Origin of the sequence: Streptomyces sp. NPDC046862 (assembly GCF_040704615.1) — a bacterium.
GTDB lineage: Bacteria > Actinomycetota > Actinomycetes > Streptomycetales > Streptomycetaceae > Streptomyces.
In genome coordinates this window covers 35,997-55,561 of record NZ_JBEYXP010000048.1, presented here as the reverse complement: position 1 = coordinate 55,561, position 19,565 = coordinate 35,997, and the positions used below count along the sequence as shown (strand labels likewise).

Genomic DNA, 19,565 nt, shown 5'->3' with positions numbered 1-19,565 from the left:
CCGCACCCCTCTCGTCCACCGTCCGGCAGGGCAAGGCCCCCGGAACCCACGATCTACCGAGGAGATCACCTTGGCCGAGGACACCGAGGTCACCGAGTTCTGGATGGTGTGCGAGACAGGCGACATCGAGTCGTTCGACAACTACGACGCCGCCCACGAAGCGATGACGGCCGCCGTGAAGCGTGACGTTGAGAAGCATGGCGAGGAGACGGCCCGTGAGGCGGGTCTGTGGCACCCGTACGGCTACTCGATCAAGGTCATGCAGGACGGCCGGGACGTCACGGACGACTGGGGGCGCAACGAGCCCCACAAGCCGCTGAGCATGGCCTGAGGGCGCCGCCCGGCTTCCGGCCTGCCAGCCGCGAGCCGGGCACCGAATCACCGAGATGCGCGGCTTCGTCCACGCGCGAGCGCGCTCGTGAGCGCCGCCGGACGAACGAGCCGGCCGGAAGCCGCGCCCCGGCTGACCCATCCCCCTTCCGCTCACGCGGAGAAGGACGTCCTCATGCCCACCACCGGCAATCAGCCACACCTGAAGTGCCCGAAGTGCGGCGGTACCGACGTCACGCCCACTGTCCGCAGCTGGGCGTACTGCGAGACCTGCCGCCACGGCTCCACCTGGGACGACTTCAAGGCCTGCCGCTGCTGGGGCTACGACTGCCCCGCCCTGCTGGCCCCGCCTTTCCCCGGCGCGTCCCCGTCACACCCCGCGACTCCCGGCCGGAGTGCAACCGGCCCCATCCGAACGGACTTGATCATGCAAATCGTCATCGCCCCGCACGCCCCCGAGGCCCGTGCCGCGCACGGCGGCTACTCCGCCTTCCCCGTACGCATGGCCCCGCTGCTCGTCATGCGCCTCACCGTGATACGGGAGTACGCGGCGGCCCGCAAGCACATCGAGGTCTGGGACGAGACCGCCAAGCAGGTACACGAGGCCATCGCCGCCGTGTGCTTCGCCCAGGTCGGCCGTCGCCGCAAGTACCGCCGGATCGCCAGCCGTGTCGTCCTGGCCGCCATCGTGGCGTACGAGGAGGCCTACGCCCTCTCCTCCCTGCCGTACGACGCCGTGGGCCGCTACAGCCCTGAACCCGGCACCGAGTACCCGTTCGCCGTCTCCGACGTCGGCCGTGCTGCCGTCCGGCTCCTCGGCGACGACTGGCACGCCGAGTCCACCCCCTGGGGCGTTGGCGCCGTCCTCCAGGTCGGCGACGAGCGCGGCGGCTACGCCGTCGGCGTCGACAGCGACGGTGACCTGTACGTCGACGCCGAACGCGGGGCCGTCCGCACGGTCCTGAGCGGTCTGTGTGCCGCCGATGGCCTTGACGAGATCGCGGCCCGCGTCGCTGAAACGGTCCGCGACTTCCGCAAGGACGACTGACCCACCCCGCGCGACCGCGCCCCGGCCGTGAACCGGTCGGGGCGCTCCCCCGGCCGCCCGGACAGCACCCGGGCCACCGACTCGAAGCGAAGGACACCGCCCCCTCATGACCGTCCTGTACTCCCGCGCCCAGATACGCAAAGCCATCACCAGCGCACTGACCATGGCCGCCAACGAAGCCCACCTCCCCAGCTCTGCCGACCGGTTCACGTGGGCCCGCGCCGCCGCCATGACGCTCGTGGAAAAGCCGGGCGCACCGTGGGCCGAAGTGAAGAACGAGCACTACAAGGGCGCCCCGGCCACCCCGCCCTCCGACGACGGCACACCGCTGTTCACCCGTGACCAGGTCTCCCAGGCCGTGACCAACGGCGTCGACCTCGCTGCCGAGCACAACGGGCGCTCCTGCCCCGATGACTTGGACAACTTCATGGTGAACGCGTCGCTGACTCTGCTCGACGACCCAGGCGCCGACTTCTACCAGGTCGTCGCGGAGTGCTACGGCGAGCGCCCGAGCGTTGTCCGTTCCTGGCTCTGACCGCTGCCTTCCAGCCGGGGCGCGGCTGCCGCGCCCCGGCTCCACCACCCGCCCGGAGAACGGGCAGTCCCCCCGAGTGAGAGGAACCCGCACGATGACCAGCAAGACCGAGCCCAACGGCTACACGGTGCACGCATTCAACGCGGCCGGTGACGTCCTCGGACTCGACGGCCCCCAGTCGGCCGGAAAGGCGCGTGAGGGCGGGGACGGCCAGACCGCCGGACAGTCCCTGTTCATCGAGACCGGTCACCGGCTGGAGGGCAACGGCCTTCCGGTGCGCGACCGGATCCGCTGGTACGTCGTCACCGATCACAAGACCGGCCGCCACACCTGCCACGGACGGCCCGAAGGTGTCGAGCCGGGCACCCTGGGCGCCCTGGTGCGCTACCTCGAATTCTCACCGGCTGAGCGGGTGGCGCTCGCGATGCTCGGACACGCCACCGAGGGCACCCCGTTCTGCGGCTCGTGCGAGGACACCGGCACCGTGACTCTGTACGACGGTTCCACCGACGGGGTCATCGGCAGCCGGGCGTGTGAGGACAAGTCATGCATCCAGCGCGGCCGGGCGCGGGCCCGGATCGCTGAACAGCGCCACACGGGAGAGCTGTTCATCGGGCGCGAGGTGTTCACGCCGCACATCTGCTCAGAGTGCCACTACGGCGGTTACACGCCCGTGCCCGGCCTGTACGCGAGCACAGGCCCGGTCTACGTGTGCACGGCGTGGGAGTGCGGTCACACGGTCGACCGGAGCGCGTTCGAGGTCGCGGACGGCGAGAGGTTGGCCGAGGCGAACAACCGGCTTCACACCGCCCGTGCCCGCCGCCATGACGAACCCCCCTTCTAGGCACCGGAGCCCCCGCCACAGACGGTGTGCGGCCCGATCGAGTCGGGCCGGGGAGCACCGGGCTTCCCCATCCGGGGCACGGCCCCAACCCCACGGAGAGGAACACCACGACATGACCACGCAGGACGAACACCCCACGGCTCACCGACTCGCCACGGACGGCACCGACCGGCGGGCGTGGACGGAGGCTGAGGCGCTGGAGCGCGACTGGCGGGCGGAGGAGCGCACGCGGCCGGTCACAGCGGAGCTGGTACGGAACCGGGGCACCCGGGAAACGGTGGTGTGGCTGCTCGACGAGTCCGGCACTTTGTGCGCCACGGCGCACGTAATCCGGCTGGACATCCGCCACGACGTCCGCCAGGACGACGCAGAGGCAGCGGCATCCCGTGCGCTGGTGAAGGCAGGGTTCCGTCCCGTGCTCGGCTGGACGTGGACGGAGGTAGGGGCGGACGCCTCCCGGCGCCGGTGGCGTATCGCGATCGAGCCGACGGCCGACTACCTGTCGTACGTAGAGCGCCGCTACGGTCCGCGTCCGGAGATTCCGGCTATCGACGGCGCCACCGTCACGGCGCGCACGCAGCGCGGATGGTGGGACGTCACCACGTCCGACGGTGAACGGTACGCGCTCACGTGGTCGCCGCAGATCGGCGGCGACCGGTGGACGGTGTGGGGCGGGGACAACTTCACCCGGCTCGTTCGCTCCACCACCGACCAGGCGAAGGCGCTGTTCGTGCTCGGCCACCCGAGCCACGCTCGCGTGTGACGCGGTGTGCCCCCGGGGGGGTGCAGTCCCCGGGGCCGCGTATGGGCCGGTGTCCAGCTCACGGACAGGCCCCAACTCCCGAGAACCGAGAGGATTCCTCATGACCGCTCCTGCTTCCGCCACCGACGCCAAGACGGTTGCCGTCCCGCTGCCCGGCATCAAGATCCAGCGCCCCGCCAAGCGCGGCGACGGATGGTGCCTGACGATGGGCAAGTTGGTCGGGCGTGGTACCACTTTCGCCGCCGCCAAGGACGACTTGGCCCGACAGGTCATCGTGGCTGTCGCAACCGTCGAAGCTGATCCGGGGTTCGCCCGCGACGACTACGACGGTGACCTGTTCGTCGCCATCGACCGGCCATGGGGCATCGAGACCTACCTCGTCAAGGACGACCGCGCCCGGCTCGTCGCCACCGGGGACCGCAGTCGGACGCCCGCTGAGGACTTGGCCGCCTGCAACGGCCTCACTCCAATCCCTCTCCGCTACTGACCATGTCCGCCCGGCCCGGGGCCACACGCCCCGGGCCCGCACCGAACGGACCTCCCCCGTCAGGCAGGGCAGGACCGTTGCCGCGCGCCGGGCCGCCGCTCTTCAAGCTGGCCAGGGGGGCACGCGCTCAGGCGGCACGTCCTGTGGCTCCAGCACCGACCGGAACTCACCGACGTACGCCGAGTCGCCCAATGCCCGCAGCGCCGCATCCACCCTCTTGCAGGCCGCCCCTCGTGCCCCTCTGCCACGCAGAAGTCCATTTGCATCACCATCTGTTTGGAGCCCACGCATGCATGCCAGCACGTCCATCCCGAAGTCCAAGCTCGACCAGATCCGCGCCCTCCAGCGTGTGGCCGACGACCCGGGGACACCGGCGAAGACCGCCGAGTTCTACCGGGAGAAGGTCCGGGACCTGATCGCCCGCTACGGCGTCGAACAGGCCATGCTCCACCGTCTCAATCGCAGCGACGAGAAGCCCATAGGCAGGAGGTTCACCACTGGCAACCCCTGGTCCATGGCCAGGACCACGCTCCTGAACGGACTGGCCCTTGCGATGGGCTGCGAGCTGATCGACCTGGGGCCGGTCAAGGGCACCGGACGCGAAGTCCATGTCTTCGGCTTCCGCTCGGACATCGACCGGCTCGACCTGCTCTACACCTCGCTTCAGTTGCAGATGCTCAGCGAGCTTGCCGCCACCCCCGTGCCGCAGCACGAGCAAAAGCGCATCAGGTCATGGCGGTACGGATGGCTCATCGGGTTCGTCAACGCCGTTGTCGAACGCGTCGACGCCGCCGAGAAACGCGTCCAGGGCGAGGAGAAGGAACGAGCCGAGGGCGCCACCAGCGTCGCGCTGGTCCTGGCCGACCGAGCTTCGGCAGTACTGGCCGCGTTCCACAACGCCTATCCGCCCAGCGAGGTACGAAGCACCCAGCCCGGCGCATCACGCGAAGGCGGAGCCGGTGCCGGGCGATACGCGGGAAGCCGCGCCGACATCGGTAACACACGTCTCGGACGCAGCTTCACCGCCATCACCGAGTGAGGTCAGAGGCTTCCAGCCCTCTGACTGCCCCTGAAGCTCCCGGCGCCGCTCACCGCAGGGCGCGGCGCCCCGGGGGGGACATCCGGACCAGCGTCCGGGCCCGGCACCCCAGACACCGAAGGAGCCACCTGATGACCAGCACTCCTAGCGCCGGCTGCTGACGCAGGCGGCAGCGCGAAGCACTGCAGATGCACGAAGCCGCGGCCCCGTACCGACGTCCTCTTCGTCGGTACGGGGCCGCGGCTTCGTGCGTTCGCTGCTTGTGCTGTCATCCCTGTTGGTGTGTTGGAGGAGTCACCCAGGACTGCGGGTTTCGAGCAGTCGGCGCCGGAGGCCCTGCGACAGGGTATTGGGGCACCTGCGGCGCGGTGTGGACGGCCGGTACCGGCTGTTGTGCGTAGTGACCGGTCTGGCTCCCGGCGGTGGGAGGCGGGGATACGCAGCGGAGCTTGGTTCCCCCGTACACCGTGACACTCCACGCGGGTTGGTCGCTGAAGAGGCGCCACATGGGCTTGCCGTCCATGGTCGTCTTCTCGTACCGGCCAAGCCGGAAGCCGATCGTCACTCCCTGTTCGTCCTCCACCTCCATCTTGAGGCCGATCCAGTCAGGATGCAGGTCCTCGATCGGCCGTTCAGTCATCCCGTTACGGGCCATCTCTTCCCCTTTCATGCCGAGGCCGCGCTCGGCTCAGCCGGCTCGGACGGCACCGGGCCAGGAGATGACGTGGCCGCCACGTTCGCCGGCGTGATCGGATCGGTAACAGGCTGGCTCGCTGCCGACTCCTGTCCCGTTGACTGCACCACTGCGGGGCCGTGATCCGGCGTCCCGGCTTTCTGTGCTCTGCCTGGCCTGGTGGCGGCCTTGCGGACGGTCTCCAGGGGCTCGCCGAGCCGGTCGGCGACGGAACGGACGCCGTCGAGCTTGAGCATCTGTCCGACGCTCTCGGCCTGCCTGACCCGCAGGTCCCGCTTCGTGGCCTCAGCTTCACCACGGAGCCGGGCGGCGTACGCGGCGATCTTCTCCTCGGCCGCCGTGGCGACGTCCTCGATCTCCTGCGCTGCCACTTCGTAGTCGGTCGCCAGGTCCTCCAGCTGCCGCTCACGCTCCCAGTGCGCGGCCCGGCGCGCGCGTACTCTCTCGCGGGCCTCGACCTCGCGCGCTGATTTCCTCGGCCTGCGTTGAGCCATCGAACTCGCCTCCCCTAAGCGATGGTTTCTGGGTCATTGTGGCCGATGAATCCACCCTCGCCCCATGGGTAATTGTTGGCCTTCTCCGAATGACGCACCCAGAGGCATTCAGAGGCAATCAGAATGCGTTGATCTCGCCTGTGGATAACGCGAACTGCACGGTTTTCCGCAGGTCCGCTCAGGAGAGCGGACCTGCGGAAAACCGTGGGCGCTTCGCGGTCCGCGAAGAAGGAAGGTGCAGGTCGGCTCGCTGGCTCGACTCGTTCCTCGCTCGCCAACTCCCCATCCCTGCACCCCCCTTCTTCGCGGTCAAAGCTCTTGCATTCACAATGACACAAGGTAGCCTGAGTGCATGATGACCATCCACAAGCTCTCAGCTGGGGATGGCTATCGCTATTACACGAGCGAGACCGTCACCGGCGATGTGCGCCGTTCTCCCGACCGTGACCTGGGTGATTACTACACGGCGGAAGGAAATCCACCGGGCGTGTGGGTCGGCGGTGGAAGCGCGGAACTGGGCGTCTCTGGGCCGGTGTCCGAGGTGCAGATGGAGGCTCTGTACGGCGAGGGTCTGCACCCGAACGCGGACGAGATCATCAAGGCCGCTGTGGCCGAGGGCCTGTCGCCCGCCGAAGCCACCCGCCGGGCGCGACTGGGGCGCCGCTACTACCGGTACGACCAGAACGCCGGCCCCCTCGCGGCGAAGATCCAGGACGAGATCGAGGCCTTCGAAAGCCGCAAGGGGCGGGAGGCCACCGCCGACGAGCGACGGCAGTTGCGCGCCAAGGCCGGCGCCATCGCCTTTCGGGCGGACTTCGGCCGCTCTCCCAAGGACGCCGAGGAACTCTCCCGGTACATCAGCGCCAACACCGGTTCGAAGCAACAGGCGGTGGCTGCTTACGACTTGGTGCTTCGGGGGCCCGAGGAGCTCAGCAAGGGCCTGTTCGGCAAAGGCGACGAGGACGTCTGCCGGATCGTGATGGAGTGCGACGAGGAGGCGGTCCTGGAGACCATCGCCTGGATCGAGGAGCACGCACTCGCGACCCGGACCGGCATCAACGGCATCGCCCAGGAAGAGGTGAAGGGCGGCCTGGTCGCCACCCTCTTCCGCCACTATGACAACCGGCTCGGCGAGCCCCTGCTCCACCATCACGTGGTCGTGGCGAACAAGGTCCGCGGTGCCGACGGCAAGTGGCGGTCGATCGACGGAAAGCTGCTGTACGCGATGGGCGTGGCCGCTTCCGAGTACTACAACCAGCTCGTGATCGAGAAGGTGTGCGCCCGGCTCGGCCTGGAGGCCGAGGAGCGTGAGGTCACCCATGGCAAGCGCCCGGTCATGGGCATCAAGGGATTCGACGCCGGGGTGCTGCAGCCGCACTCGAAGCGCACGCGGGATATCGGCAAGCGGTTGGAGGAACTGCTGCGCGTCTACCGCCAGGAGCACGGCAAGGAGCCGGGGACGGCGGCCCGGATGGCGCTCATTCAGCAGGCGACGCTGGAGACCCGGCCGGCGAAGAAGAAGGGTCGCTCCCTGGCCCAGTTGCGTGCGGCGTGGCGCAGGGAGGCGGTCGCCGCGGTCGGGCAGGAACGGGTTGATGCCCTGCTGAGTACGGCGCAGGCAAGTGCGTCCATATCCGGTGGCACCAACGCCGAGATCGATGTCGAGCAGGCTGCTGAGGACGTCCTTGCGGTGGTGTCCGAGCAGCGGTCGGTGTGGGGCGAGAGGCACGTGCTGGCCGAGGCGCGACGTCACGTCGTACGGCTCGCTCGGGGGCGCGGCACTGCGGCCGATGCTCTAGCGGAGCGGATCACCGAGCGTGTGTTGTCGCATGGTTCGCTGAGCATCACGCCACCGGACCTGCACAGGCCGTTCGGCCCGCTGCTGCGGGCGGACGGTACGAGCATCTACCGGCGCCGTGAGTCGGTCCTGTACACCTCGCGGGAGGTCCTGGCCGCCGAGGACCGGGTCCTGAACGCGGCGCGTACCGTGGTGGTTCCCGCGCTCGCCGGGGACCGGTTTGAGGAGGTCGCGGACCGCTTCCAGGGCCGCAAGCTGGACACCGGCCAGCGTCGGCTCGCGAAGGCGTTCGCCTGCTCAGACCGGTTGGTGGTCGGCGGTATCGGGCCCGCCGGCGCGGGCAAGACAACCGCCCTGCAGCTCGTCCGCGACGCGGTGGCCGCCGGGGGCGGGCGACTCATACCCCTCGCTCCCTCCTCGCGTGCTGCGAAGGTCATCGAAGGCGATCTCGGTACCACGGCGTACACGCTCCATGGCTGGCTCGCTCAGCGAGACCGTCTGACCGAGGGCAGCATCGTCCACCGTGTGCTCAGAAGGGGAAGAGGCAGGCGCCGGAAGGCTTCGGTGGCGGAGTACGCGCTGCGACCGGGCGACGTCATCGTTGTGGACGAGGCGGGTATGGCGGGTACGAAGAATCTCGCCCGCGTCGTGGCCGAGGCCGAGTCCGCCGGCGCCCTGGTCCGCCTCATCGGCGACCCCGCACAACTCGGATCGGTTGAGTCGGGAGGTCTGCTGCGTCAACTCGCCCGTCAGGTCGGCGTGGTGGAACTGGAAGCACTCCACCGCTTCCAGACCGAGGGCGAAGCGGAGGCCACCCTTGCCCTGCGCGACGGTGACCCCGCCGACGCCTGGAAGTGGTATCTGGACCAGGGCCGGGTCGTGGGTGGCACCCGTGAGGAGATGCTCGGCGCCGTCTTCGCTGGGTGGCAACGCGACATCGAGTCTGGCGTGCAGGCCCTGATGATGGCCGACGACGGCGAGATGGTCCGCGAACTCAACCTTCGGGCCCATGCCTTCCATCTGGCCTCCGGCCGGCTCGACCTGAGCCGCACGGCCCGGCTGCGCGACGAGCTGCAAGCTGCGGTCGGCGACGTCATCGTGACGCGGAAGAACCAGCGCAAACTGTCGTTGCTGGGGGGCCGCGAGTTCGTGAAGAACGGTGACCAGTGGTTGATCGAGCGGATCGACCGGCGCGGCGTCCAAGCCCGCCACACGGGCCACGGAGGCCGGATCGTCCTGCCGCCCCGCTACCTGCGCAGGCACGCGGAACTGGGGTACGCGTACACGACGCACCGCGCCCAGGGCATCACCGTGGAGGCCGCCCACGGTCTCATCACCGTCCGCACCTCGCGGGAAGCCGCGTACGTCGAGGCGACCCGAGGCCGCCAGTCCAACCGCATCTACGTCGTCACCGACGAAGCACAGAACATGCGCGACGTGCTGGACACCGTCGCCCACAGCAGCCAGGCATCCATCTCGGCGCACGAGATGATCGAAGCCGGGCAGGAACGCGCGTACGGCATCGGACAGCTCGTCGCCGAGTACACCGACGTCTACGCCCGTGCCACCAGCCAGCGGCTGCAGAACCTCGCCCGCCGCGTACTTGGGCCAGCGGCGGAAATGTTCATCAGTGCAGACACCTGGGAGGTGGCAGAGCGGTCGTTGCGTATCGCGGAGGCCGAAGGCTGGGACCTCGGCCAGCTCATCCGGGTCGCCTTCGACGAGCGGGACTTCGCGGACGCCGAAGACCCGGCTTCGGTGCTGGCCTGGCGCATCGACTACCGCGTCGAGGCCGGACGCCAGGCGGCCGAACGTGCCGCCCGCAGGGAGGCCGAGCCCGGTGGCAGCCGTCCGCTGAAGACGCTCAGCGTCGAGCAGTTGCATCGCCTTCTGGATCTGGCTGAGCAACACCGTCGGAGCGCTCTGGAGGAACTGCTTCGTGCGGACGCAGCCGTCGACAGCCAGCCCCGGCCCGTCATCGTGGACGGACTTCCCCATCCCGCCTGGCCCGACCGGGCACACGGGCACCTCACCCGGGCCCAACTCGCCGCGGCCACTGCCCAGGCGCGCGCACGGATCCGCCGCGCGGAAGAAGAAGGCGACCACGACACCGAACGCGCTGCTGCCGCAGAACACGCTCTCCTGCGGCGCGAGCAGCGCCTGCGCAGGGCGATTCCCGCACGTGAACGGATGCGCGAGGACTGGCAGCGTGAACCCGGGCACGGCGCCAGTCACACCGCCAGGCAGCCCGTTGAGGTCACCCGCGCCGAGCGCACTGCCAACCTCTACCGGCAGGACGTGGCCCGCGAACGACTCAAGCGTGCCCAGCTCATCGCCGCCAAGATCCGGGTCGAACAGAGGCTGCGCGACGAGCTCCCGCACGGTCCGGCACCGATCTCGGACAACAGCGGTCAGATGCCCGACTGGATCGCTCCGTCGGCCGCCGTACGGGATATGGACACGCCGGAAGGCTGGCGTCAGCACCTGGTCGAGCGCCGCGTCGTGCTCTCCGAGCGGCTGGAGCAGATGGGACTTGCCCTGGCGCAGTCCCCGCCGTCGTGGGCGCGGGTCCTCGGCCCGGTCCCCGTCGCGGGAACGGAACTCCGCGAGCAGTGGGAGCGCACAGCGGCGGTGGCCGAGGTGTGGCGTATCCGCCACGCTCTGGCCGACGACGTCCCCGGCATTGGCGAGCCGCCGGCTGATCCCCCCGACGCCCACGCCTGGCAAATCTTCCAGCAGCGCATCGCCGAAGTGGGCCGCCGCGCGCGTGCATCCGCCGCCGCTCGCCACCGGCCTGACGAACCTCTCGACGGGATGCGGATCGCAGCCCGCACGGCCGAGAACCTCCACTACCGGCTGCTCGACGCCCACGTGTCCGAGCCGGAAGACCGAGAGGCGGTCTGGGCCGGCGCCGCAGCGTTCGCCGAACTCGCCCTGCGCCGGGCGCTGGAAGGCCAAGAGCCCGCAGAGGAGTGGGTCGAGCAGATACCTGCGCCGGCCACGGAGGACAGCACTCAGCAAGAGCAGTGGCAACAACTCGTCGCAGCACTCGCCGCCTATCGGATGCTCCACCAGATCGACTCCGACGAACCTTTGGGAGAGACTCCTGATGAAGCCGAAGACCGGGAGCGATGGGCCGAGTTGCACCAGGCCATGACGCTCTTCCAGCGGGCCCGCGTCCAGCAGCGCCTGGAAGAGGTCCGAGCCCACCGTGACGCCGAACGGGCCCGGCGCGGCCTGGCCCCCGTCGCACCGGCACTGCCTTCGGACGATGCCGTACGCGGACGGCGGGCCGACAGCACACAGGACGAGCAGAACCATCACCGGCGCCACGGCCCCAGCCAGGGGCCGCGCCGGGGACCGGGAATGTGAACGAGGAGAAGAACATGGACGAGAAGGACGAGAACACCACCGGCGAAGGGCTCACCGCCGAGCAGCGCGAACTACTCGCACAGTTCGCCGCCCGGCGAGCCGCCCGGATGACTGTGACTGCCGGTGTCACACCGGATAGGACCGGCCTTGAGTCCCGTCTCCGGGAGATGGACGAGGCATTCGAAGCTCACCCAGACCATGACAACCCGCTGGTCCGGGAGAATCACGAACTCAAGCGGTACACGGCCATCCTCGAAGACGCCGTACGAGCGTTCATGGTCGGCGAGTTGGTCGTCAGCCCGAGGCCATAGCCGGGCGGGAACGGTGCTCGACTCCGTGGGGTTCGACCGGTGTCAGCGCCCCCTTGTGGGGTACCAACGCCAGCCCCAATCCTGGTCGACGGATCGGCATTCGGAGCCCAGGGGGATACATGACAACCGGAAGAAACAGGGCGCAACGCGCGCGGAGGGTACGGATGGCTCTAGCGTACGGCCTCCTTGGACTCGGACTCCTGGGGCTGGTCGCTTCCACACCATTCGTGCTGGCCGCATTGGCTCCCGCGAACACCGACTGGGGGAAGCTCAGTGACATCAGCCAGGCATACGGGGCCGTGTCCGTCGTGCTCTCGGCCATTGCTCTGGCCGGAGTTGCACTCTCGCTCCTCTACCAGGTCCGTCAGGCTCGTACGAGCAATGAGCAGGCCATCAGGGACAGCCATCTCCAGCTCGCGACGCTCGCGCTGAGCAACCCGGATCTGCTCCAGGCATGGTCACCGCCAGCTGCGCCGGTCACCTTGAAACGGCATCAGCAGCACCTGATCACGTCACTCGCTCTCGGCGAGTTGCTGCAGCGCTTCCGCATCGGCCACCTGTCCGTCGAAAAACTCGCAGTAAAACTCGACGGACACTTCCGCGGTGAGATCGCGCGCGAACAGTGGGAACGCGAAGGACCCGACTGGCGCCGCACGATGGAGGCTGGTGACCGCCGCGACCAGGTGTTCGTTCACCTGGTAGATGAGCGCTACCAGGCTGCTACGGCCGCAGGGCCGGCGCTTGCTGTCGCAGAGTTTCAAGATCGGCCGGACGCTAGGTCGTAGTCGGCCCATGGTTCCCCGCCCCCGGGTTTGTGCTGGAGTGGGCGGGCGCTCTGCCACCGAGTTCAGCTTGGCGGTCCCCGCTCAGCTGGTTCGGCGCATGGTCGTGGAACTGCCTCCGCCGCCTGTCTGAGCGGCAGTCCTCTTGACGTCGTCGAGTGCCCCCACCTTGCGCACGAACTCCTCGGTGGTACCGCGCAGGTCTGCGAGCTCGTGGAGGTCGACGGCGTCTGCAATGCCTGCCTCAGCGCGGACCATCTTGACTGTGGTGCTTTGGAAGTACTCGGCGTACGCGGCGAATTGTGGAGCGACTTCGGGCAGCAGATCCCATGTGCTGCGGATCCGTGCGCGGCGCCCCAGTCGGTGTTCCGGTCGCTGCTTGGCGGTCACCACGGCGCCTGCGGCCTGAAGCGCCGCGCGGTGGGTGATCGCGTACTGCTGGAGTGGGTCGTCCAAGCCGTCTGCCGTCTCCAGGGAGTGGCGAGCCAGGGCAAGCAGGTCCGCAGCTGATGGGGGGGTGGAGACTTCCGGCCGGGGCGTTTTCTTCTTGGAGGAGGGAGCCTTGGAGCGTGCTGTCCGGGCCTGCGCCGTGGCCGGTCGGTCGGCGCTCCGTGGGGAGACACGCATTTCATCGCGATGAGATGTGTCGTCGCTCACCGGCGCAAACGCCAGAGCGTGCAGTAGCCAGGAACGGAAGGGACGGGCACTCGCTCCAGATGAGAGCGCAGGAGCCGGCATGTCTCCTACCGAGAACGGAGGCGCTGTGCCCGCAAGGTTGCCGAGCACTTGAGCCGTGAACGAGTCAGAGCGCACCGACCTGTCCTCCTCGTTGATCCGGGCTGGAGCCAGTCGACTGAGCTCCCGCTCCTTGCCCCGCGTCTACCTGTGGCGCCGTGGAGGGAGGGGCTTCTATAGCTTGATGGGCGAGGCCCTGCTTGGCCAGTTGCTGCAAGATCTTGGGGGCCGCAATGCCGACGGTAACTGCCGCGAGCGCCCCAGCGACTTGCTGGGAGGCTGCGAACGCAGCCGTCAGGCCCGTGCCCACACCGAGTCTGATCACCAGAGCTGCCAGGTACGGGGCAAAGGCCGGCTGCCCCTTCTTCTTCCAGGGCCAGCCGTCGGTGGTGTGGATGGCTGTGTAGAGGTCCAGTCCCTCGATCAGGGCTGCACCCAAGAGGCCCCAAAGACACGCCTCCGCCACCGGCATCCTGGCCCTCACTCCCTCCAGCGGTCTACGCCCCGGGTCTCGCGGTCGCGACGCCCCGTTGATGACCATTCAGAATGACAGAGCACGGCTTGCTGCCGACAGGACACGGTGTGGAAGTGTCCGAGAAGCGACGCTGATGCGCCGCGATTCATCTCGGCGGCATAGCCGAGGGCCCCGGCTTCGCCGGGGCCCCGATGATGGCAGTGGGCGTGAGATGCCTAGAAGTCTCTGGGCGCGAGGTCTTCGACGTCCTCGACCACCCACTGCCATTCCTCCTGATTGACGACCCACGTGGCCATGACCGCCTTTGCCAGTCCACTCTTGTCCCGCTGCACTTCATCCAGGACCTGCAGGAAGTAGACGTGGAACCCCGGCGGAAGGGGTTTGTGCTTACCTGCGGGTGTCACCCCTGCGGCGAGGGACACCACGGCTTGGGTGTCCGACCGGATGGCCAGGACGTTGTCCGTGTCGCCGCTGACGCTGGTGATGACGTCGGCTCGGATGAAACCCCGCTTCTTGCTGCTGTCTGTGGGCTGGGTGAGAACCCAGATGTCCGCCACAGTTTGCTCCTCCTCGTTGGCCGGTCTCTGCCCGCGTTCATGATTGCGGGCGACGTCAGGCTTCGGATGCAGATCGTCTCAACTACTCAACGCCAGCAGGGCCTTGGGGGAGCGACGCCATTCTCGATTGGCCTGCTCTGCCACCCGCAGTTCGCCGAAGACCGTGCTGGCCGGGATGACCCGGGGAAGATCACGGTTCGTCCGGTGGGGTCCGCGGGCAGCCGGTAGCGTCATCCTGCACCGAGGGGGTAGCCCTTGTCCCGGGCCCCACGGTAGAACGCAGACAGGATGCCCATGTGCAGGTTCCATGTGGTGCCGTCCCACCGCTTCGTCAGCGGTCCGGCGAAACGGAACGGCGTACATGCTGAGCGCCGCCCGTAGCTCCTGCCGGTTGCGTGCGCGGGTCGTCCACGAAGTGGCACTGCCCGCCGTGGATCGCGAGAGGCGCAACAAACTGGGAGCAGCAGTCATCGGCAGAGGGTGCGGCGATGTCTGCCGTGCACAGCCGGGGTCTCGGCGAGCGTGGCGTGTCGTAGTCGGCCCCCACCTGGCGGACGGTGCGCCAATCGTGTCAAGTGGCCCCAGGGTGGGAATGCGGCTGCCGGCGCCGAACGTCGGGGATCGAGTCGGCTACATCCCACTCGATCAACTCGGCGCCTTGGCACTGGTAGTGAGCCTGTTTCACACGCTTGCGTTGGTCGTACGACTCTCTGCCGTGGATGCCGTAGACCTCTACGTAGGAGTAGGGGTGGGTGTCGGTGAGGACGAAGTCCGGGAACACGAGATCGCTTCCGTCGTACCGCACGGGCTTGATGTAGGCGCGGCCAGCGTCGACGAGGGCATTGGCCATGACCACTTCGTGGCTGGAGTCGGCGGGTATGTAGAGCCGATTGACCAGCATGGCAGCTGCGTCGATCACCCTGACGTTGTCCTTGGGACTGAGTTCGACCAGGAACAGGCCGATGCGGCGGGCTCCGTGTTCAGCGGCGGTCTCGGAGAACGCCGGGCGGTATGAGCGGCGAAGCCGTGTGTCGAGCGCTGCGGTGGCGAATAGGGCGCCGCGGTGGTGGGCAAGCGTGTACCGGACGCCGTACCGGGTGGGGCTGACATCCCTGATCTCGCCCAGGATGAGCCCGCGGCGCTGGGTGTCTGTCCGCCGTTTCAGCCGGGCGATGCGGAAGGTCTCGAAGGCGGCGGTGTTGCGGCGGGCGTACTCCTTGCGGAAGGGCGGCACAACGTACAGGGCGTCGGCCAACTCCTCGTGATTGATGGAGCATCCGGCGATCTGCTCGCTCAGCCGTGCGTGGCAGGTCCACCAGCTGCGTCGACGCCAGCGCGGATGCCACGCAGTGAGCTGGGCTGACTCCCACAGCCAGTGGAGGAGGCCAAGGAGGCCGACGGTCCGGCGTGCGCGGCCCTCGCGTTGTTCGGTGGAGATCTTCGCCGGTTCCGGGTCACTGAGCTTGCGGGCGAGTGCGGCGCTGAATCGGATGGCCACGCCCTCGTCGTCCTCGGAGATGGCCCCCGTACTGTAGGCCTCGCGGCCGGTCAGCTCCGAGGCGAGTTTGTGGAAACTGCAGCTGGAGTCGTGGAGTTCGCCCTCACCTGGCCATCCGGCGAGGTGGTAGCGGCCAGCCCGGCTGCACCGGATCACCAGCCGGAGGGCCGGTGTCCGGCAGAGGCATTGGCCGTGGCCCACCTCGGCTCTGGCCCGGGCGAAGAGAGCGGCGTAGTCGGTGGCGTGTTCGCGCAGTACGTAGAGGGGCAGCGACTTGTCCGCGAGCCGTACGCGGTCGGATCGGTCACCGCGAGTGGCACCGTCACCCCTGTGGCTGTCCGCGTCGGCCGGTCGGGCGCCGCCGGGCTCGTCGTGCGGTGTGGCGGATCCGGAGACGGTCATGTCCGCACGCCTCCATAACTGGAACCGGTCATCGGCCGGTGTTGCTGGAGTTCTTCCTCTGCCTCGGCGTGCCGGCGCCGTCGGCTGACCTGGAGCATCAACTGCGTTGCCGCGTAGTGAGGGTCCGGCGTCTCGTCGGCATCGAGTTGTTCGGCCAGAGCACGCCGTACGGCTGCTTCTTCCGCTCGCTGGCGTGCAGTGAGCCTGGAGCGACGTTGGATCTCCAGCGTGATGCGCTGTACCTCGTCAACGAGTTCCTGGATGCGGTGCAGAGCCTCGGCGGTGTCCGGGGGAACGGGTGCGCCCTCGGGGAGCTGTTCGGCAAGCTGCCGGAATCCGTACGACGCGATCAGTGCCCTGTCCACAACCTGGGCGCGTCGGCGGCTCAGCTCCGGTGGGGTCAGCAGCGCAAGGGAGTCGGCGCGTGCCAATCGGGCCAGGGTGGCGAGCACGTCCGACTGTGTCAGGCCCTCCAAACCGGCGGCGACGCCTGCTTCCAGGCGCTGCTCGTTGAGTTGGGCCGGTGCGATCCGGTCTGCCCTGGCCAACAGGTCAGAGCGCAGGAGCGTCACGTCCTGCGGGTCCAGCCCGTAACCGGCGAACGCAGCGTCCGGGATGTCGGCAACCTGTGCCAGCCGGACGTAGAGGTCTTGGCGTACCTGTGTCTCCGGGGTCTGCCGAAGCCCCGCCATGCCGCTCACGTAGTCGGCCAGGTAGGAATCGACGTCTTGCTGCCCCAAGTGCCTGGTGAGCAGGTAGAGGTCTATGAAGTCCTTTGCCGACAGGCGGTGTTCGGGTGCTTCCAGCTTGGCGTAGAGCAAGTCGCCTATGGACGCAACCGGCATGCCCGCGGCGGACTGGGTGTCGAAGTAGCGCGGCATGCGCGCCATTTGAATGGTGACGCTGCCGTGCTCGGCGTGGGTGACCAGCAGGTCGCTGTTCTGGTCACATTGCGCGAGCGGGTGAAAGGACCATGTGCGGACTTCCTCAACTCGGTAGCCGTGGGCGGACAGGGCGTCGGCGACTGCCGACCGTACCGCCTGGGTGTCCTGGACCCGGTCCGTGAACACGTCGATGTCGTCCGCAGGTCGGGCCCCGGTGATACCGAAGGCATGGAATGGCAGCGACCCGGACAGGTGGTAGCCGTTCGGGCCGCAGGCGGTCAGCACGATGCGGGCGACCGCGAGCATTGCCTCTGTATTCATGGCGCGGTCAGCTCCGGGAATCGCCGCTCCCACACCTGCACCACCGCTTGCGGCGCGAGCTGTTGGTGCCACAGGCGTACCAGGATCTCGCGGTTGATCAGCGCTGCCTGCTCTTTCGCGGTCCCGCGTACGAGAAGTCGGCGATACAGCGCGGTGCACTGAGCGGCGTCCGTCACGTCCACGAGCGTGGGCACATCGCCATCGACCAGGTGAGGGGGAACGTCGACAGCGCTCGACCCCGGACCTGCGAGCGTGTCGAGGTCCGAGACCACGTCGAATCCGTGGAACAAGAGGTGGTCTCCCACACCAGGAGCCGTGAGGGCTTGGGCGATGTCGTCAGGTATCGAACCCTGGCGGGCCGCTTCGCGGATCACTCCCTGCTCGGCGCCCCGCATGCGCGCTACTCGCGCGAAATCGGGCCGGGGCGTGCTGGCCATGTGGTCGGTCTCTCCTTCTGTGATGCGTCAAGTACACGTGTTGATGGACTAGTTGTGGGCAAAGTCGCCCGTCATCAGCAGCGTCGACCTCTAACGTCGCCGAACGGCGGCTTCCCCTTGTGGAGAAGTCATCGGACTGTAGTGCCAACACCCGACCAAATACCCCAGGGGGGTATACAAAAGTGTGAGAGTGTGTCTTCGACCGGCAGCGATACACGTCCCAGAACGGAGGACTTGATGACTGACTGCTCCATACCCGCGCCGACCGGTGCACGTGGCGCTTCGGCAACGAGACCGCGCCGCGCGGCACGCCGGGCCACCGCTGCGGGAATGGCTGCACTCGTCTTTGGCGCACTGGCCGGCTGCAGCGACGCCTCGGGCGACGCGGCCGCCCCGACCGCCGAGCCAACGCATAAGGCCGCGGCCCCGGTCCGGCTCCCGGTCCCGGACGGATTCGACACGGAGACCGGATGGAGCACGACCGCCAGCCCCGAGGCCACCGATCTCCAGCCGGGATCCAGTGGCTTCCCCCTGGTCGCCGTCGCACCCCGGAGCAGCCTGGTCGTTCAGGCAGCCGCCGACGGCTCGCGGGTGCGCGCCTTCTCCCTCGCCGGTGGCAAGACGGTGTGGACCTTCACCCCCAAGGCGCTCAAGAGCGCCCGCACCGGCGTCTTCGTCGAGGCGGGCAAGGGCGGCGAGAAGGTGGTGCTGGCCCGGCATGGCAAGACCAGCGGGAGCGGCCTGAACACGTCGCGCCGTACCACCACGATCGACGTCATCGCGGCCGACTCCTCCGCCAAGGCGACCGCCGAGCATCACCTCGACCTGACGGAGCCTGACGACACCGCCTCTTCCTTCACGGCCACCGACTCCGGCTTCCTGGTCGGCCCCGTGACCGACGGAGTCCACGAGCAGGCCGTCGTAATCGACGCGGCCACCGGCGCCCAACGCACCGTCCGGGCGAAGACCGTGACGGTTCCCGGGTGCGGCTCCGGCTCGTGCACCGTCCAGGCCTCTCCGGCCTTCGCCACCTCCCAGGGCGTTGTCTCCGCCTTCCAGCAGCAGGACGGCTGCGACCAGTGGGCACAGGGCGGCACTCCGTGCGCGTACGGATTCCAGGTCGGCGACGTGTGGACCAGCACCAGCGTTGCCCCCAGCGGCATGCGCGTCGGCATCCCGCTCGCGGTCACCGGGCAATACATCGTCGCCGCGTGGCACACCAGTGACACGCAGACCGACCAGCCCTCTCTCTCCGACACCAAGAAGACCACGCTGGCGGTGCACGATCTCGCCACGGGGAAGATCAAGGCGCAGGTCAGGTGTACCTCCGCCGACGCGCTCACCCTTCAGCCCGGATCTGCACAGTCCTCCACCCGCCTCTCGCCGAACGGTGACTTCCTTATCTCCGGGCAGGCCGGGTTCGACCTTTCCACCGGTCACGGGCACTGCTTCACCAGTACTCCCAGCACCAAGGGCATCGTTCTGACCGCCGTGTCCGACGACGGCACGGCGTACGGCATCGTGCACGCCGTCGACCAGACGGAAGCCACCTCCCTGTACGGGCGGCTGCCGATCGCCCAGGACGGCACGGACACACCCGAGCGCGACTCGGCCCGCGTCAGCGTGCGGACCGGGACGGCCAAGGCCCTGCCCACGGCGGCCGAGGTGCCCGTCTACCTGGCGGCGGACGGGCACGGCGTGTTCCGCGCCCGCGACGTGGTCGCCGTCTACCCCGCTTCCTGACCACACAGCGCCCTGT

General features: G+C 68.6%; 17 protein-coding genes. 11 read left to right on the top strand and 6 right to left on the bottom strand.

Features of this window, described 5'->3' with window-relative positions:
* Positions 1-70 precede the first annotated feature (70 nt).
* The 7 genes from AB0959_RS39255 (at position 71) to AB0959_RS39225 (ending at position 5,046) form a co-directional block, all read left to right on the top strand.
* Positions 71-331: a hypothetical protein gene (locus tag AB0959_RS39255; protein WP_366831570.1), complete on the top strand. Its 261-nt coding sequence runs from the start codon at positions 71-73 to the stop codon at positions 329-331.
* Between the two features lie 174 nt (positions 332-505).
* The gene (locus AB0959_RS39250; RefSeq protein WP_366831569.1) at positions 506-1,378 is read left to right on the top strand and encodes a hypothetical protein; all 873 of its coding nucleotides are present in this window, start codon (positions 506-508) and stop codon (positions 1,376-1,378) included.
* A 106-nt stretch (positions 1,379-1,484) separates the two neighbouring features.
* Positions 1,485-1,913: a hypothetical protein gene (locus tag AB0959_RS39245; protein ID WP_366831568.1), complete on the top strand. Its 429-nt coding sequence runs from the start codon at positions 1,485-1,487 to the stop codon at positions 1,911-1,913.
* A gap of 94 nt (positions 1,914-2,007) precedes the next feature.
* The gene (locus AB0959_RS39240; protein WP_366831567.1) at positions 2,008-2,757 is read left to right on the top strand and encodes a hypothetical protein; all 750 of its coding nucleotides are present in this window, start codon (positions 2,008-2,010) and stop codon (positions 2,755-2,757) included.
* Between the two features lie 112 nt (positions 2,758-2,869).
* Positions 2,870-3,520: a hypothetical protein gene (locus AB0959_RS39235; RefSeq protein ID WP_366831566.1), complete on the top strand. Its 651-nt coding sequence runs from the start codon at positions 2,870-2,872 to the stop codon at positions 3,518-3,520.
* 100 nt (positions 3,521-3,620) lie between these two features.
* Entirely contained in the window at positions 3,621-4,007 is a 387-nt protein-coding gene (locus tag AB0959_RS39230) for a hypothetical protein (RefSeq protein ID WP_366831565.1), read from the top strand.
* A 289-nt stretch (positions 4,008-4,296) separates the two neighbouring features.
* Complete coding sequence (locus AB0959_RS39225; RefSeq protein WP_366831564.1) at positions 4,297-5,046, top strand: hypothetical protein; 750 nt, start codon at positions 4,297-4,299, stop codon at positions 5,044-5,046.
* 666 nt (positions 5,047-5,712) lie between these two features.
* On the opposite strand, the gene AB0959_RS39220 is transcribed toward AB0959_RS39225, so the two are convergent.
* Entirely contained in the window at positions 5,713-6,234 is a 522-nt protein-coding gene (locus AB0959_RS39220) for a hypothetical protein (RefSeq protein WP_366831563.1), read from the bottom strand.
* Positions 6,235-6,586: 352 nt separating this feature from the next.
* Here AB0959_RS39220 and mobF point away from each other — a divergent pair, with 352 nt between their 5' ends.
* The 3 genes from mobF to AB0959_RS39205 all read left to right on the top strand — a co-directional run bounded on the left by mobF (position 6,587) and on the right by AB0959_RS39205 (position 12,500).
* On the top strand, positions 6,587-11,404 hold the full coding sequence (gene mobF / locus AB0959_RS39215) for a MobF family relaxase (RefSeq protein WP_366831562.1): 4,818 nt from the start codon (positions 6,587-6,589) through the stop codon (positions 11,402-11,404).
* 14 nt (positions 11,405-11,418) lie between these two features.
* Positions 11,419-11,715 (top strand): hypothetical protein, encoded by a 297-nt coding sequence (locus AB0959_RS39210; RefSeq protein WP_366831561.1) that lies wholly within the window; start codon positions 11,419-11,421, stop codon positions 11,713-11,715.
* Between the two features lie 227 nt (positions 11,716-11,942).
* Positions 11,943-12,500: a DUF6082 family protein gene (locus tag AB0959_RS39205; RefSeq protein WP_366831560.1), complete on the top strand. Its 558-nt coding sequence runs from the start codon at positions 11,943-11,945 to the stop codon at positions 12,498-12,500.
* A gap of 81 nt (positions 12,501-12,581) precedes the next feature.
* Here AB0959_RS39205 and AB0959_RS39200 read toward each other — a convergent pair whose 3' ends face one another.
* The 5 genes from AB0959_RS39200 to AB0959_RS39180 all read right to left on the bottom strand — a co-directional run bounded on the left by AB0959_RS39200 (position 12,582) and on the right by AB0959_RS39180 (position 17,806).
* A complete protein-coding gene (locus tag AB0959_RS39200) occupies positions 12,582-12,953 on the bottom strand; it encodes an SAV_6107 family HEPN domain-containing protein (protein ID WP_366831559.1) in 372 nt (123 codons plus the stop codon).
* Positions 12,954-13,922: 969 nt separating this feature from the next.
* Entirely contained in the window at positions 13,923-14,264 is a 342-nt protein-coding gene (locus AB0959_RS39195; protein WP_366831558.1) for a hypothetical protein, read from the bottom strand.
* Positions 14,265-14,835: 571 nt separating this feature from the next.
* Positions 14,836-16,164 (bottom strand): DUF1173 family protein, encoded by a 1,329-nt coding sequence (locus AB0959_RS39190; RefSeq protein ID WP_366831557.1) that lies wholly within the window; start codon positions 16,162-16,164, stop codon positions 14,836-14,838.
* Positions 16,161-17,354 (bottom strand): hypothetical protein, encoded by a 1,194-nt coding sequence (locus AB0959_RS39185; protein ID WP_366831556.1) that lies wholly within the window; start codon positions 17,352-17,354, stop codon positions 16,161-16,163. The genes AB0959_RS39190 and AB0959_RS39185 overlap by 4 nt, the downstream gene beginning before the upstream one ends.
* A gap of 11 nt (positions 17,355-17,365) precedes the next feature.
* On the bottom strand, positions 17,366-17,806 hold the full coding sequence (locus AB0959_RS39180; RefSeq protein ID WP_366831555.1) for a hypothetical protein: 441 nt from the start codon (positions 17,804-17,806) through the stop codon (positions 17,366-17,368).
* Positions 17,807-18,136: 330 nt separating this feature from the next.
* On the opposite strand from AB0959_RS39180, the gene AB0959_RS39175 reads away from it, so the two are divergent.
* Entirely contained in the window at positions 18,137-19,549 is a 1,413-nt protein-coding gene (locus AB0959_RS39175; RefSeq protein WP_366831554.1) for a hypothetical protein, read from the top strand.
* Positions 19,550-19,565 lie beyond the last annotated feature (16 nt).